This is a genomic window from Paraburkholderia phytofirmans PsJN, from assembly GCF_000020125.1.
In the GTDB taxonomy this organism is placed as follows: Bacteria; Pseudomonadota; Gammaproteobacteria; order Burkholderiales; family Burkholderiaceae; genus Paraburkholderia; species Paraburkholderia phytofirmans.
Window position 1 is genome coordinate 857,356 of record NC_010681.1, and the last position, 15,278, is coordinate 872,633.

The window sequence follows — 15,278 nt, forward strand, 5'->3', positions numbered from 1 at the left end:
AGCATGGATACCCCAACCCGTACGCCGCACAACGGCCGCTCGCGGCTCGAAATCGAGCCCGGCTATCAGTCGGGCTTCGCGAACGAATTCGCCACCGAGGCCTTGCCGGGCGCGTTGCCACAAGGCCGCAACTCGCCGCAGCGCGCGGCTTATGGTCTGTACGCCGAACAACTGTCGGGCACGGCGTTCACTGCGCCGCGCGGCCATAATCGCCGCTCGTGGCTGTACCGGATTCGGCCGGCGGCAGTGCATATGCCGTTCACGCCACTGCCCTCGGAGCGGCTCGTCGCCAACTTCGCCGAGGTGCCGCCGACGCCGCCCAACCAGTTGCGCTGGGACGCATTGCCGATGCCGGCCGAGCCAACCGACTTCATCGACGGCTGGGTGACGATGGCGGGCAACGGCGCGGCCGAGTCGATGACCGGCTGCGCGATTCACGTGTACGCGGCGAACCGCTCGATGCAGGACCGCTTCTTCTACACCGCCGACGGCGAATTGCTGATCGTGCCGCAGGAAGGACGCCTGCACATCGCCACCGAGTTCGGCAAGCTCGACGTCGGGCCCTTCGAAATCGCGGTGATTCCGCGCGGCGTGCGTTTCGCGGTGAGTCTGCCGGACGGCGTGGCGCGCGGCTACATCTGCGAGAACTTCGGGGCGTTGCTGCGTTTACCGGATCTTGGTCCGATCGGCTCAAACGGCCTCGCCAATCCGCGTGATTTCCTCACGCCGCACGCGGCCTACGAAGACCGTGAAGGCGATTTCGAACTCGTCGCCAAGATGAACGGCAACCTGTGGCGCGCGGACATCGGCCATTCGCCGCTCGACGTGGTCGCGTGGCACGGCAATTACGCGCCCTACAAGTACGATCTGCGCCGCTTCAACACGATCGGCTCGATCAGCTTCGACCATCCGGATCCGTCGATCTTTCTCGTGCTGCAATCGCAAACCGACACGCCGGGTGTCGATAGCATCGACTTCGTGATCTTCCCGCCGCGCTGGCTCGCCGCCGAAGATACGTTCCGTCCGCCCTGGTTCCATCGCAATGTGGCAAGCGAGTTCATGGGCCTCGTGCACGGCGTCTACGACGCCAAGGCCGAAGGTTTCGTGCCGGGCGGCGCGTCGTTGCATAACTGCATGTCGGGTCATGGTCCCGATGCGGAGACGTTCGAGAAAGCCTCGCACAGCGATACGTCGACGCCGAAGAAAGTCGGCGACACGATGGCCTTCATGTTCGAAACCCGCACGCTGATCAAGCCGACCCGCTTCGCGCTCGAAACGGCGCAATTGCAGGCGCATTACTACGAGTGCTGGCAAGGTCTCACGAAACACTTCAACCCGGAGCAACGATGAACGCATTGAGCGATCTTCAGGCGACGCTCGATCCGTCGCGCAAGAGTTGGGTCGAGTCTGCCAACGATTCGACCAACGATTTTTCGATTCAGAATCTGCCGTTCGGCGTGTTTAGCGACCACCTGAATGCGACTCGCCGCGTGGGCGTCGCGATCGGCGACGGCATCGTAGATCTGGCCGCGCTTGAAAGCGCGGGTCTGCTGAGCGTGCCTTCGTCGGCTGCGGGCAACAGCGTGTTCGTGCGCGACGCGTTGAACGATTTCATCGCACTCGGTCGTGACGCCTGGCGCGGCGTGCGCATTCAGTTGAGCAAGCTGCTGTCACGCGATAACGCGACGTTGCGCGACGACGCCGAACTCCGCGGCCGCGCGCTGATCCGCCAGGCCGATGCGCAATTGCATCTGCCGGTGCAGATTCCTGGCTACACCGATTTCTATTCGTCGAAGGAGCACGCGACGAACGTCGGCTCCATGTTCCGCGATCCAAAGAATGCGCTGCTGCCGAACTGGTCGGAGATGCCGATCGGGTACAACGGGCGGGCGTCGTCGGTAGTGGTGAGCGGCACGCCGGTGCGTCGTCCTAATGGGCAGTTGAAACTGCCGGATCAGGATCGTCCGGTGTTCGGCGCGTGCCGCAAGCTGGATATCGAACTGGAAACGGGCTTCGTGATCGGCGCGGGCAATGCCTTGGGCGAGCCGGTTGCGTGCGCGGATGCGGAAGCGCATATCTTCGGCATGGTGCTGCTGAACGACTGGAGCGCGCGCGATATTCAGCAATGGGAATACGTGCCACTCGGTCCGTTCAATTCCAAAGGTTTCGCCACGACGATCTCGCCGTGGATCGTGACGCTCGACGCACTCGAACCGTTCCGCGTCGCGCAACCGGCGCAGGAATTGCAGCCGCTCGCGTACCTGCGTCATGAGGGCGAGCATGCGTTCGATATCACGCTGGAAGTGAGGCTGCGCCCGCAGCAGGCGAAAGAGGCGAGCACGATTTCGCGGACCAACTTCAAGCATATGTACTGGACGATGGCCCAGCAACTCGCGCATCACACGGTATCGGGCTGCAATACGCGCGTGGGCGATCTGATGGGCTCGGGCACGATCAGCGGACCGACGGAAGATTCGTTCGGCAGCCTGCTGGAAATGACGTGGAACGGCAAGAAGCCGTTGAATTTGCAGGAAGGCGGCACGCGCAGTTTCATTGAGGACGGAGATGAACTGACGCTCGCCGGATGGTGCCAGGGTGACGGTTATCGTGTGGGTTTTGGCGCGTGTGTCGGAGAGATTTTGCCGGCGTTGAAGTGACGCCTTCATAGCGGGCGAGGCGCGGACCTATCCGTAATTTTGTGGGCGAGGGATATCATGAGAGGTAAAAGTCATGGATATGCCGATGAAGAAGAAACGCACCGTCGCTTCTCAGGCAGCGGCCCGAGGGCCGCTGCCTGCCCTGCCGGAAGGTCTGCTTGATGACCTGGTCAAAGGCCCGATGACGCCCAACGAGGTTCAGGACCTGATGCTGGCATTCAACAAGGCACTCATCGAGCGCGCGATGGGCGCCGAGATGAAGATGCATCTGGGCTACCCGGCGGGTCAGCCCAAACCCGACGGCCAGGGCAACGAACGTAACGGTGCCAGCGGCAAGACGCTCCTCACCGATTATGGCCCGCTGCGGGTCGATCTGCCGCGCGATCGTGACGGCAGTTTCGAGCCCATCCTGATCCCCAGACACGAGCGCCGTTTCACCGGTTTCGATGAGCGCATCATCGCCATGTACGCGCGCGGCATGAGTGTGCGCGAGATCCAGGCGTTTCTGGCCGAAACCTATGGCACCGAGGTTTCGCCCGATTTCATCAGCTCGGTTACCGACGAGGTGATGGCCGAAACGCTCGCCTGGCAGAACCGTCCGCTCGAGCCGATGTACCCGGTCGTGTTCTTCGATGCGCTGCGCGTGAAGATCCGTGACGAGGGCGTGGTCAGCAACAAGGCCGTCTATCTGGCGCTGGGTATCCAGGCTGACGGCCAGCGCGACGTGCTCGGCCTGTGGATCGAACAGACCGAGGGCGCAAAGTTCTGGCTCAAGGTGTTCAACGAGCTCAAAACGCGCGGCTGCCAGGACATCCTGATCGCCGTGGTCGACGGCCTGAAGGGACTGGCCGAAGCGATCGGCACGGCGTACCCGCGTACGGCCGTGCAGACCTGCATCGTGCACCTGATGCGCAATAGCCTGGAGTACGCGAGCTACAAGGATCGCAAGGCCGTCGCTGCCGCGCTCAGGCCCATCTATACCGCTGTGAACGAGCTGGCCGCGCGGCAGGCGCTGGAGGCCTTTGCCGAAGGACAATGGGGAACGAAGTATCCGACTATCGTGCAATCCTGGCGGCGGGCGTGGGAAAACGTCACGCCATTTTTTGTGTTTCCGCCGGAGATACGCCGGGTCATTTACACCACAAATGCCATTGAGAGTCTGAACATGCAACTGCGCAAGATCATCAAGACCCGTGGTCACTTCCCGAATGACGAGGCGGCCATCAAGCTGCTGTGGCTGGCGCTTCGCAACGTGCTGGCAAAGTCCGTACGCACCACCTTCGACTGGAAATCAGCCATGAACCAGTTTGCCATCCTGTTTGGCGAGCGCTTCACCAACGCACGCGGCTAAATCCGCTAACCGCCTCGCACACAAAAATGCGGACAGGTTCCGAGGCGCTCGCAGCGTGCATGACAAAAAACGGGGAAGCCGCGATCAGTGGCTTCCCCGTTTTGTTGTTCGCGCATCATCTTGCGCTGCGCCAGAGACTGTTGATCGATCGGCGATCGGCGATCAGCGAACCGCCGACTGCGTGCCGCAAACTGTGACCCGCGATCCCACCTCGCGATCCGCACCCGCCGCCTCTCTCAAAGCCGCCGCGAAAAACGCCAAAGCAGCGGAGAGCGGCAGATCGGCGATCGCATCGCTGCCGACGCCGCAGTGCTGCATGAAGATCAGCCGATCAACCCGCGACTCGCACGGGCGCGCGCCGTCTTTCCCACCAAACCGCCGCCAGAAACGCCAACGCAGCTACGAGCAGCACGCCGACCATCGCGTCGTTCCCGACGCCCTTCATCAACGCCCCAGCCACCAGCGGGCCGCCGAAACTCGCCGCGCTCCACGAGGCGCCCACCAGCGAACTCGCGGACACCAGTGCGACACCGCGAAAGCGTTCGCCGCAGGCAACCAGCGACAGCGTATAAATCGCACCGGCTGCCGCGCCAAGCACGTATAGCAGCGGCCAGCACAGCCACGGCGAGGCGATCGCCCACGGCAGCAAGGGCAACAGCGCCACGACGACCACACCGCAACCGATATGCACGCGCTCCCGTCCAAGCCGGTCGGCGAGCCAGCCAATCGGAAATTGCATCGTCGTATCGCCGAGCAACAACGCCGACGCGAACAGCACGGCCACCTCGCTCGTCATGCCGTGCGACATGGCGAAGAGCGGCAGCAGCGAAAGCGCGATCGTGTCGAACAACGCGAAGAAGCCGGTGCCGATCACGAGCGCGGGCATCTGCGGTAAAACACGACGCCAACTGCCGTGCGCCGAGTGCTCATCCTCGGATGCTTGCGGGGTCTTGCGGATCGTGGCGAGCATCGGCAGGGCCAGCAGGAAGATCGCGCCGCAAATCAGGAAGCGCCATTGCGCGAAGCCGGCAATCTGACTCACCAGCACCGGACCGGCCATCTGGAACAGCGTGAAGTTGGTCGCGTAAATAGCGATGACGCGGCCGCGCGTGGCGTCGTCGGCCAACTGGTTGACCCAGGCTTCGCCGATCGTGAAGAGGAGCATCAGCGCGGCGCCGCACAGCACGCGCAGCACGGCCCACAGCCACAGGTTCGAGGTGAGCTGCATCAGCGCGGTGGCGAACGCCACTACCAGCACCGCGCCGACGATCACCTGGCGGCCGCCGAAACGCGCGGTAATCCATCCCGCGAGCGGCACGATGACGAGCCCGCCACCCGCTTGCGCGGCGGTCAGCAGGCCGACGACGTCGGTGCCGTAACCGGCTTGCGTGAGCGCGAGGGCGGTGAGGGGAAGTGTCGCGCCGCTGCCGAGTCCGACGACGGCGACGCTCAGGATCAAAGCGAGGAAATCGCGAGTGAAGATGACTTTCATCGGCCGAGATGCTACTACGGCCGTGAGTCGACCGCACCTGCGTGCGGTTTGAGAGGACCGCGAAAAGGAGCGCTTAACCCACCATCGCCATGCGTTGCGCACGCCGGTCGATCGACACCGACCACAGCGTCAGCACCAGCGCGCCGATCGACGTCGCCACGCCCACCCACGGCAGCGTCGTGAGCGGTGCGCCCGCGCCGATCGCCATGCCGCCGAGCCAGGCGCCCGTCGCATTGCCGAGGTTGAAGGCGCCCTGATTCAAGGTCGAGGCCAGATTCGGCGCATGGCTCGCGCGGTCGACGATCAGCATTTGCAGCGGCGGCACGATCGCGAAGGCCAGAATGCCCCACACGAAAATCGTGATCATCGCCGGGATCTCAGCATGCATGGTGCCGGCAAAAATAGTCAGGATCACGACGATCGCCAGCAGGAACGCCACCAGCGAGGGCATCAGCCGCCAGTCCGCGAGCTTGCCGCCGAGCGTGCTGCCCACCGTCAGGCCGAGGCCGAACAGCAGCAACACGAGCGTGACGGCGTGCGGCGTGAAGCCGGTCACGTCTTCAAGAATCGGCGTGATGTAGGTGAAGGTGGAAAAGAGGCTAGCCGACGCCAGCACGCTGATGCCGAGCACCATCAGCACTTGCGGGTTCTTCAACACGCTGAATTCGCGCACGAGGCTCGCTTTCTGCATTTCGATCTTCGCCGGCAGGCACACGGCGAGCGCGGCCGCCGCGACGACGCCGATGCCCGTCACCGCCCAGAACGTGGCGCGCCAGCCGACCGCCTGGCCGAGCGCGGTGCCGAGCGGCACGCCGAGCACGTTGGCGAGCGTGAGGCCCGTAAACATCAACGCGATGGCTTGCGCGCGGCGGTTCGGCGCGACGAGGCCCGCAGCCACCACCGAGCCGATGCCGAAGAACGCGCCATGGCAGAACGCCGTCACGATGCGCGCGGCCATCAGCACCGCGTAGCCCGGCGCAACCGCGCACAGCAGATTGCCGACGATGAACACGCCGATCAGGCTCATCAGCGCCTTTTTACGCGGCATGTTGGCGACGGCGATCGCGACGATCGGCGCGCCGATGGTGACGCCGAGCGCATACGCCGACACCAGCATGCCGGCCGCCGGGATCGACACGGACAGGTCGCGCGCGACATCGGGCAGCAGCCCCATGATCACGAATTCGGTGGTACCGATTCCAAACGCGGCGACGGCAAGAGCAAGCAGGGGTAAAGGCATGGCGAAGGAGCGTGAATCGGCGCGACGGGAGGCGTCGCGCGGCCGGCGCGCGCTTTCGGGGCGAAAACGCGTGCGCCGTGCAGGGGGTAAAGCAGTAGGGGATTCTACCTAAGTCAAAACGGGCTTGCTGACCGTCGACACGGATGTTGTTTTTTGCTGAAAACCGCTGTCGACCGCGAGCCGCGCTGCGTATTTAGCGGCCGCCGTCATTGGGACCGAGCGAACTGCCGTGCCGGCCGGCGCCACGCGCGAAGTGTGCCGCGCCCGCCACGCCCTCGTCGAAAACCGCTTGATAGCCGCCGGCGCCTTCACGGCGCAACGCTTCGGCGAGATCGTCGAGCATGCTGTTTTCCAGCACCGAACGACGATCGGCGAGCAGTGCGGCCTGCGGAAAGGCGGCCAGTTCGGCGGCCAATTGCTCGGCCGCCGCGCGTGCCGTGCCTTTCGGTACGACACGATTGGCAAGACCGAAGCTGAGCGCTTCCTCCGCACTCACCGCACGGCCGGTCAGGATCAGGTCCAGCGCGCGAGACAGTCCGATCAGGCGCGGCAAGCGGATCGTGCCGCCGTCGATCAGCGGAATGCCGACGCGTCGACAGAACACGCCCAGCACCGCGTCCTCTTCGACGACTCGAAGATCGCACAGCGCCGCCAGTTCCAGCCCGCCCGCCACCGCATAGCCCGCAATCCCGGCAATCACCGGTTTGCTGAAGCTCATGCGTGTCGGTCCCATCGGACCGGGGCCACTGCCGTCCGCGTGCAGTTCGTTGCGGCGGGTGTCGTCGGCGAGAGCAGTCAGGTCCGCGCCGGCGCAAAAGGTGCCGCCCGCGCCGAACAGCACCGCCGCGCGCCAGGCCGGCTCCGCCTCGAAGCGGGCGAACGCGGCGCTGAGCGCCTCGGCGACAGGACGATCCACCGCATTTCGACGCGCGGGACGCTCAAGGACGATCGTGGCCACGCCGATATCCTGGTTAGCTTCGATGCGCACGTGGTCGTTGAAATTTTGCGTGGTTATCATCGTTGTCACCGTAGAAGTCATCAGCGTCTGCCCGCTTATTGCGGGGTTGTGAGCAGTGTGCTCATGCAGAGTAATTAATACCGTGGTCTGTCATGCTTCTTACACAATCGGCTCGTAGCGTAAGCGCTCTCCTAACACGCTGGCGTCTTTTCGCCAGCTTATCGAGCCTGCCTTTGCCCTTGTCCAATTCATCGTCAGCCGCCGCGCCGGCTTGTGCCGAAACGGTCTGGACCGTGCCTCTGCAAGAGCATCCATGGTACGACCATGTGCGCCTGAAACGCGTCTTCGTCACGGACGGCACGCGCCATCAGGTCGTGCTCGTCGACGTACGCAAGCTGCTCGCGTGCGCCGATCGCGACAACACCGATTACGTGCTCAAGCCGGTCGCCGAATGGCATTCGGGCAAGGCGCGCGGCATTCGCGAGTTTCTCGATCCGGAGAATCCGCGTATTCCGCAGATGCCGTACGTGACCATCTCGACGCGTCGTGCGCCGGGTCTGCTGGGTTGGTTCGGACTGGAGCGCGAAGGCGTGGTGGCGTTTCGCAACGGCCAGCATCGTGCGCGCTATCTGGCCGATGCGGGCGCGCGCTGGTTTCCGGTGGAAGTACACGAACGTGAGGCGACCTTGCTGCGCGAACTCTGCGGCGCCGCGGACGACGCGCGCACCGTGATCCGCGCGACGCCGCTGAACACCGGCGGCGTCTAGGCGGGCGCGCGCACCACATTGCGCGGCGTGCCGGCTTGCCAGGCCGCGACGTTATCGAGCGTGGTCTGGGCGATCTCGTTCATCGCCTCGCGCGTGAAGAACGCCTGATGCGCGGTGACGATCACGTTCGGGAACATCAACAGACGCGCGAGCACATCGTCCTGCAAAGGCAAGTTCGAGTGATCCTCGAAGAACAGGCCACTTTCTTCCTCGTACACGTCTAGCCCAAGATGGCCGAGCTGGCCGTCCTTCAGGGCGCCGATCAGCGCATTGCTTTCGACTAGGCCGCCACGGCCCGTATTGATCAGCATCGCGCCGCGCTTCATCTTGGCGAGCGCGGGGCCGTTGATGAGATGGTACGTGTCGGGCACCAGCGGACAATGCAGGCTGACCACGTCGGACTCGGCGAGCAGCGCGTCGAGCGGCACGTAGCGGGCGCCGAGCGCGAGCAGATCGGCGGCGGGCTTGCCCGGATCGTACGCGAGCACCTGCATGCCAAAGCCCGCCATGATGCGCCCGAATACGCGGCCGATCATGCCGGTGCCGATCACGCCCACGGTCTTGCCATGCAGATCGAAACCGAGCAGACCGTGCAGCGAAAAGTCGCCTTCGCGCGTACGTGCGACAGCGCGCGGCAACCGCCGATTCAGCGCCAGAATCAAGCCGACCGCATGTTCGGCCACCGCGTGCGGCGAATAGGCCGGCACCCGCGCGACCGTGATGCCGAGGCGCTCAGCCGCGGCGAGGTCGACGTGATTGAAACCCGCCGAGCGCAGCGCGATCATGCGCGTGCCGCCGGCATGAAGCCGCGCAAGGACCGCCGCGTCGACGTTGTCGTTGACGAACGGACACACCACGTCGTAGCCCTGCGCGAGAATGGCCGTCTCGCTGTCGAGGTGCGACTCCTGGCAGTGCAACTCATAGCGATGCGTGGCATTGGCTTCGGTGAATGTGTCACGGTCGTATTGGCGGCTGCTGAACAGGATCATGCGCATGTCGGGCTCCGAAGAATGCATGCCGGCGCTAAAGAAACGGACTCATGACGCGGCAGTGAGCGATCCAGTATAGGTTAGCCTCGCGCACGCACTGCATTGCCAATCCATTCGCCTTTGCTAAAAATCATTGTTTTGCGAAGTCAAGCGAAACGCGAGTTAAAAATAATATTGACAGCCACACAAAATTACAATATTCATTAAAAAACGCAGTTCCAAAAAAGCATGTTCGCTCATGCTGTTTTAAATTGACCATCAGCAGACGATGTCTTTTTCAAGGCGCAAGGCGACTTCGCGAGGAAAGAGTGACTGTCGAGCTATCGGAAGACTGTTTCAATGCGTGCCGCTGCAGTGCGGCAAATCAGCTCGGGCGCATTTCGCGTCATTTCATTGCCATAAATTAAATTTCACTCATTCGTGATGCGGGTTGAGTAAAGCGTGCGTCATACTGCGACGAATTAATCTATTCGAATTTTTCGAATGGTTATTCAGTCTCCTGCTAATAAACCCGTCAATCGGCGAGCCAACATGATCGGTGAATTGCTGACGTCTCAACCGGAGATCGCGCTGTTCGCAAGCCTTGCAATTGGATATTTCATTGGTTCGTTCCGCATCGGTCCGATTCAGCTCGGCGGCGTGTGCGGCACGTTGATCGTCGCGTTATTGCTGGGCCAGACGGGTGCGCGCATCGCCCCCGATCTGAAGAACATCGCTTTCGCGCTGTTCATCTTCGCGTTGGGTTTTACCGGCGGGCCGCAGTTCTTCGCCAACATCGGCCGCGGCTGGCGTTATGGGCTGCTGTCGGTGGTCGAGATCGTGTCGGTGCTGGCGCTGATCATGATCGCGGTGACCGTCATGCGGCTCGATGCCGGCACCGCGGCCGGTTTGCTGGCCGGCGCCGCAACGGAATCGGCCGTGATCGGCACGGCGTCCGAGGCGATTGCCAAGCTCGGCTTCGGCGACGCGGAAACGGTCCGGCTGCAGGCCAATATCGTGACCGCGTATAGCGTGAGCTACCTGTTCGGCCTGATCACCATCGTGCTCTTTACGAGCCAGTTCGCGCCGCTGCTGTTGCGCGTCAATCTGCGCGAGGAAGCCGAGCGCGTGTGGCGCAAGCTCGGCGGCGAAGGCTCGTTCGGCGAGGGCCAGCGCGCGGCTGCGCCGGCGCTGGTGGGGCGGGCGTTTTTTGTCGGCGCGGCGGCCGGCGCGACGATCCAGGCGTTCGAACAGCAGTACGGCTTCAACCTGACGGTCGAGCGCGTGCGGCGCAACGGCGCGAACGTGCCGGCCGAACCGCAACTGACGCTCGCGCCCAACGACGTCGTTCTGCTGGCGGGGCGGCGTGAAGCGATCGTGGCGGCCGCGTCCAGTCTCGGCGACGAAGTGAGCGGCGCGGACTTCGGCCTCGTGATCGCCGAAAAGGTCGATGCCGTGCTGACGCGCCGCGATCTGCACGGCCGGACCATCGCGCAGGTGCGCGAACAGGCGACGCCGGAAAACGGCCGCGGCGTCTACATCGCGGCGGTTACGCGGCTCGAAACCACGGTGCCGGCGCTGCCCGGCACCGAACTGAATCGTGGCGACGTATTGACGCTAGTGGGCGCAAAGGCCGATGTCGAACGCGGCGCGAAGCGTTTGGGCTACATACTCGTCGCGACGCAGAAAACCGACTTCGTCTATCTGGCTCTGGGCGTGCTGGTCGGTATGGCGATCGGCCATCTCGGCGGACGGGTGGGCGGCGTGTCGGTCGCGCTCGGTACCGGCGGCGGTTGTTTGCTGTCGGGACTGATGTTCGGCTGGATCCGCTCGCGGTATCCGCTGATCGGTTCGCTGCCTTCGGCGGCCGCGCAAATCCTCAAGGACTTCGGTCTTGCCACATTTATCGCGGCAGTGGGGCTGTCGGCGGGACCGGACGCCATCAAGCTGGTGCGTGAATACGGTCTCGCGTTGCCGGTGGCCGGAATTCTGATGGTGCTCGTGCCCGGACTGCTGTCGTTATGGATCGGCCGCATGTTCCTCAAGCTCGAGGCGCCCATGCTGCTCGGCGCGATTGCCGGCCAGCAATGCAGCACGCCGGCGATCAGCGCACTCGTCGGCGTGACGGGAAATTCCACACCGGTGATCGGCTACACGATCACGTATGCACTCTCGAACATTCTGTTGCCGCTGATGGGGCCGGTAGTGGTCGGCCTCGCCGGGAAATTCCACTAGGCGGGCAGATGTGCCGGACGTGCGCGACACGATGGCGCTCCGTGTGCACAGCGCGCAGTCAGTAAAGTACTCAGCATCGCCAACTATTCAGCGAGGGCACGATGGACTGGCTACATCACATCTTTCAGAAATCACCCGAGATTGCGCTGTTTCTGTCGCTCGCAGTCGGCTACTTCATCGGGCAGATCAACTTCGGCAAGTTCCAGTTGGGCGGCGTGGGCGGGTCGCTGCTGGCCGCGGTCGTGATCAGTCAGGCGGGCGTGACGATCGATAACGGCGTGAAGTCGGTCATGTTTGCCGTCTTCATCTACGCGGTCGGCTACGACTCCGGGCCGGGGTTCTTCAATTCGCTGAACCGCAAGACGCTGCGCGAGATCGCGATGGCCTTGTTTCTGGCGGTCAGCGCGCTGGTTACGGTGGTCATCTGCGCGAAGCTGTTCCATCTGAACAAGGGACTCGCCGCCGGGCTCGCGGGCGGCGCGCTCACGCAGTCGGCGATTATCGGCACGGCGGGCGACGCGATCGCGCGCCTCGGCTTGCCCGCCGATCAGGTCAAGTCGCTGCAATCGGATGTGGCGATCGCCTACGCGGTGACCTACGTGTTCGGCTCGCTGGGCGCGATCATCGTGTGCGTGAATATTCTGCCCAAATTCATGGGCCAAAGTTTGCGCGACGCCGCGATCCAGGCGGAACGCGAGTTGACATCAGGCGCGCCGTCCGTCGCGCCGGGGCAGCTTTCCGCGTTACCCGAAATGGTCGGCCGCGCGTACAAGATCGACGTCAGCGCGGGGAAAACGGTGAAGGCCGTCGAAACGCAGCATCAGGACCTGTTGACGATCGAGCGGATCAAGCGCGATGGCCAGCAACTCGACCCGGCGCCCGACCTCGTATTGAAGCCCGATGACGTGGTGCTGGTGGTGGGCCGCCGTGAAGCCGTGGTCGCATTCGGCGCGAGCGGCGGCGAGGTGGCCACCGTCGAGGACGTCGGTGTGGTCATGCAGACGCGCCAGGGCGTGTTCACGCGCAAAGGCATGAATCACACCACGATCGCCGCCGCGCGAGAAGTGGTGGACCGCGATATGCGCCACGGTGTCTACATCCAGGGTATTTCGCGCGCCGGTCAGCCGTTGCCGATTCTGCCGGAAACCGAACTCGAGCACGGCGACGTCATCACCTTCTATGGTTCGCCGAAAGACACCAAGCGCGCCGTCGAAGCCGCCGGCTACGAGTTGCCGTACAGCATCAAAACCGACTTCATCTACATGGGCGTCGGCCTCGTGCTCGGTTTGCTGATCGGGCTGATCGTGATCAACGTCGGCGGTATTCCGCTCACGCTCGGCTCGGGCGGCGGCTGTCTGCTGGCCGGCCTGCTGTTCGGCTGGATGCGCGGCAAGCATCCCATGTACGGCGTGATGCCTTCGGCGGCTTCGCGGCTGCTGCAGGATTTCGGTCTGGCGGCATTCGTGGTGGTAGTGGGGCTCAACTCCGGCTTGCAGGCCGTGGTGACGGTCAAGCAACTCGGCATCACGATTTTCCTGCTCGGTGTATTCGTCACGCTGTTTCCGTTGCTGCTCACCATGCTGTTCGGCCGCTACGTGCTGAAGTACAACAACGCGGCCATTCTGGCCGGTGCGCTGTCCGGCTCGCGCAGCGCGAATCCGGCATTCGGCGGCGTCCTCGACAAGGCGGAAAGCGCTGTGCCGACTGTGCCGTTCGCGATCACGTATGCCATCGCGAACGTCGCGTTGACGCTGCTCGGGCCGCTCGTGGTCGGGCTCGTCTAGCGCGGGCGCAATCGATCTCTCGCGCCGGCGCTCATCGAGCGATCATCGCCGCGCCGGCGTCTTTCACTTGACTCATTGGAGAACGCATCATGGCAAAAGAGAAGGGCGACAAGAAGCATGCAGATATGGCGCAAGCAGGCATGGCCGCGCTCAGCCCGTTCGAGTTGAAGGACGAGCTGATCAAGGCGGCCGGGGGCGCCGCCGTGGAGCGGCCCGCCAATGCATCGATGCTCAACGCCGGCCGCGGCAACCCCAATTTTCTGGCGACGATTCCGCGCCACGGCTTCTGGCAACTCGGCCTCTTTGCGATGCGCGAATCGGAGCGCTCGTTTGCCTACATGCCGGAAGGCGTGGGCGGCTTTCCGCGACGCGAGGGTCTCGAAGAGCGCTTCGATCTGTTCCTGCGCGAGAACAAGGGCGTGGCGGGCATCGACTTCCTGCGCGGCGCGGTGTCGTATGTGCGCGACCAGTTGGGATACTCGGCGGGCGACTTCCTGTATGAAATGTGCGAGGGCATTCTCGCTTCGAACTATCCGGTGCCGGACCGCATGCTCAAGCTGTCCGAATTGATCGTCGGGCAGTATCTGCGTAAGGAGATGATCGGCGACCATCCTTTTGTCGGCGAGTTCGACGTGTTCGCGGTGGAAGGCGGCACGGCGGCGATGACGTACATCTTCAACACGATGCGCGAGAACCACCTGATCAAGGCCGGCGACACGATCGCGCTCGGCATGCCGATCTTCACGCCGTACATCGAAATTCCGCGTTTGAACGACTACAGGCTCAACGTGGTGAATCTCGAAGCCGACGTGGCGAACGGCTGGCAGTATTCGAAGAAGGAACTCGACAAGCTGCGCGATCCGAAGGTGAAGGCGTTCTTTCTCGTGAATCCGAGCAATCCGCCTTCGGTGAAAATGGACGACGAAAGCCTTCGGTACATTGCCGACATCGTCAAGGAACGGCCCGATCTGATCCTGCTGACCGACGACGTGTACGGCACTTTTGCCGACGACTTCGTCTCGCTATTCGCGCTTGCGCCGAAGAACACCATTCTCGTGTACTCGTACTCGAAGTACTTCGGCGCGACCGGCTGGCGTCTGGGCACGATCGCGACGCATCGCGACAACGTGCTCGACAAGCTGATCGCCGATTTGCCGAAAGACGCGAAGAAGCAGTTGCACGAACGTTACGAGTCGATCACGACGGAGCCGGACAAGCTCAAGTTCATCGACCGCCTCGTGGCCGACAGCCGCACCGTCGCGCTGAATCACACGGCTGGTTTGTCGACGCCGCAGCAGGTGCAGATGGTGCTGTTTTCGCTGTTCTCGCTGATGGACACGCCGGACGCCTACAAGAACGCGTTGAAGCGGCTGATTCGCAAGCGCAAGCAGGCGCTCTACGAAGAGGTCGGCATTTCGTTCAAGGACGACGATCCCAACCAGGTCGACTACTACACGATACTCGACGTCGAATTCCTCGGCGAGCGGATGTTCGGACGCGAGTTCGTCGATTGGCTGCTGAAGAACACGGAGCCTTCCGAACTGCTGTTCCGTCTCGCCCGCGAAGCACGCGTTGTGCTGCTGCCGGGCCTTGGCTTCGGCACGCAACATCCTTCGGGACGGGTGTCGCTCGCGAACCTCAACGAGTCGGACTACCGGCAGATTGGCCGCGCCATGCGCAAGCTGATCGAGGAACTGGTGGAGCGCTTCAATGCCGCGACCGGCAAGAATCTCGACAAGACCAAGGTTAAATAACTGTCATTTGCGCGGATGCTGCACGAAATTTCGCGCACATAAGCACAGTCAAAAAACTTGCGCAATCGCGCG

General features: G+C 63.3%; 11 protein-coding genes. 7 read left to right on the plus strand and 4 right to left on the minus strand.

The features are described from left to right. Nucleotides 1-3 precede the first annotated feature (3 nt). From hmgA to BPHYT_RS03810, 3 genes are all read left to right on the plus strand, one after another. A complete protein-coding gene (gene hmgA / locus BPHYT_RS03800) occupies nt 4-1,350 on the plus strand; it encodes a homogentisate 1,2-dioxygenase (RefSeq protein WP_012431838.1) in 1,347 nt (448 codons plus the stop codon). After that, nucleotides 1,347-2,657, plus strand: coding sequence for a fumarylacetoacetase (gene fahA, locus BPHYT_RS03805; RefSeq protein ID WP_012431839.1), 1,311 nt, complete (start codon nt 1,347-1,349; stop codon nt 2,655-2,657). The genes hmgA and fahA overlap by 4 nt, the downstream gene beginning before the upstream one ends. A gap of 79 nt (nt 2,658-2,736) precedes the next feature. Next, complete coding sequence (locus BPHYT_RS03810) at nt 2,737-4,008, plus strand: IS256 family transposase (protein ID WP_407669186.1); 1,272 nt, start codon at nt 2,737-2,739, stop codon at nt 4,006-4,008. Between the two features lie 331 nt (nt 4,009-4,339). Here BPHYT_RS03810 and BPHYT_RS03815 read toward each other — a convergent pair whose 3' ends face one another. From BPHYT_RS03815 to BPHYT_RS03825, 3 genes are all read right to left on the minus strand, one after another. Next, a complete protein-coding gene (locus tag BPHYT_RS03815; protein ID WP_012431841.1) occupies nt 4,340-5,500 on the minus strand; it encodes an MFS transporter in 1,161 nt (386 codons plus the stop codon). 73 nt (nt 5,501-5,573) lie between these two features. Continuing rightward, nucleotides 5,574-6,740 (minus strand): MFS transporter, encoded by a 1,167-nt coding sequence (locus tag BPHYT_RS03820; protein WP_012431842.1) that lies wholly within the window; start codon nt 6,738-6,740, stop codon nt 5,574-5,576. Nucleotides 6,741-6,933: 193 nt separating this feature from the next. Next, on the minus strand, nt 6,934-7,758 hold the full coding sequence (locus BPHYT_RS03825; RefSeq protein WP_012431843.1) for a crotonase/enoyl-CoA hydratase family protein: 825 nt from the start codon (nt 7,756-7,758) through the stop codon (nt 6,934-6,936). A gap of 92 nt (nt 7,759-7,850) precedes the next feature. On the opposite strand from BPHYT_RS03825, the gene BPHYT_RS03830 reads away from it, so the two are divergent. After that, nucleotides 7,851-8,465, plus strand: a complete 615-nt coding sequence (locus BPHYT_RS03830; protein ID WP_012431844.1) for a plasmid fertility inhibition factor family protein — start codon at nt 7,851-7,853, stop codon at nt 8,463-8,465. On the opposite strand, the gene BPHYT_RS03835 is transcribed toward BPHYT_RS03830, so the two are convergent. After that, on the minus strand, nt 8,462-9,460 hold the full coding sequence (locus BPHYT_RS03835; RefSeq protein WP_012431845.1) for a 2-hydroxyacid dehydrogenase: 999 nt from the start codon (nt 9,458-9,460) through the stop codon (nt 8,462-8,464). The genes BPHYT_RS03830 and BPHYT_RS03835 overlap by 4 nt on opposite strands. Before the next feature lie 525 nt (nt 9,461-9,985). Between BPHYT_RS03835 and aspT (BPHYT_RS03840) the strand changes: the two genes are divergently transcribed. The 3 genes from aspT (BPHYT_RS03840) to BPHYT_RS03850 all read left to right on the plus strand — a co-directional run bounded on the left by aspT (BPHYT_RS03840) (nt 9,986) and on the right by BPHYT_RS03850 (nt 15,206). Then, nucleotides 9,986-11,668, plus strand: a complete 1,683-nt coding sequence (aspT, locus tag BPHYT_RS03840) for an aspartate-alanine antiporter (RefSeq protein ID WP_012431846.1) — start codon at nt 9,986-9,988, stop codon at nt 11,666-11,668. A gap of 101 nt (nt 11,669-11,769) precedes the next feature. Next, entirely contained in the window at nt 11,770-13,452 is a 1,683-nt protein-coding gene (gene aspT / locus BPHYT_RS03845) for an aspartate-alanine antiporter (protein WP_012431847.1), read from the plus strand. 89 nt (nt 13,453-13,541) lie between these two features. Further along, complete coding sequence (locus tag BPHYT_RS03850) at nt 13,542-15,206, plus strand: bifunctional aspartate transaminase/aspartate 4-decarboxylase (RefSeq protein ID WP_012431848.1); 1,665 nt, start codon at nt 13,542-13,544, stop codon at nt 15,204-15,206. The last annotated feature ends 72 nt before the right edge of the window (nt 15,207-15,278 follow it).

Excerpts from the sequence above, each read along its gene's own strand:
- hmgA (WP_012431838.1), top strand. The coding sequence starts at position 4 with ATGGATACCCCAACCCGTACGCCGCACAACGGCCGCTCGCGGCTCGAA.
- fahA (WP_012431839.1), top strand. The coding sequence starts at position 1,347 with ATGAACGCATTGAGCGATCTTCAGGCGACGCTCGATCCGTCGCGCAAG.
- BPHYT_RS03810 (WP_407669186.1), top strand. The coding sequence starts at position 2,737 with ATGCCGATGAAGAAGAAACGCACCGTCGCTTCTCAGGCAGCGGCCCGA.
- BPHYT_RS03815 (WP_012431841.1), bottom strand. The coding sequence starts at position 5,500 with ATGAAAGTCATCTTCACTCGCGATTTCCTCGCTTTGATCCTGAGCGTC.
- BPHYT_RS03820 (WP_012431842.1), bottom strand. The coding sequence starts at position 6,740 with ATGCCTTTACCCCTGCTTGCTCTTGCCGTCGCCGCGTTTGGAATCGGT.
- BPHYT_RS03825 (WP_012431843.1), bottom strand. The coding sequence starts at position 7,758 with ATGATAACCACGCAAAATTTCAACGACCACGTGCGCATCGAAGCTAAC.
- BPHYT_RS03830 (WP_012431844.1), top strand. The coding sequence starts at position 7,851 with ATGCTTCTTACACAATCGGCTCGTAGCGTAAGCGCTCTCCTAACACGC.
- BPHYT_RS03835 (WP_012431845.1), bottom strand. The coding sequence starts at position 9,460 with ATGCGCATGATCCTGTTCAGCAGCCGCCAATACGACCGTGACACATTC.
- aspT (WP_012431846.1), top strand. The coding sequence starts at position 9,986 with ATGATCGGTGAATTGCTGACGTCTCAACCGGAGATCGCGCTGTTCGCA.
- aspT (WP_012431847.1), top strand. The coding sequence starts at position 11,770 with ATGGACTGGCTACATCACATCTTTCAGAAATCACCCGAGATTGCGCTG.
- BPHYT_RS03850 (WP_012431848.1), top strand. The coding sequence starts at position 13,542 with ATGGCAAAAGAGAAGGGCGACAAGAAGCATGCAGATATGGCGCAAGCA.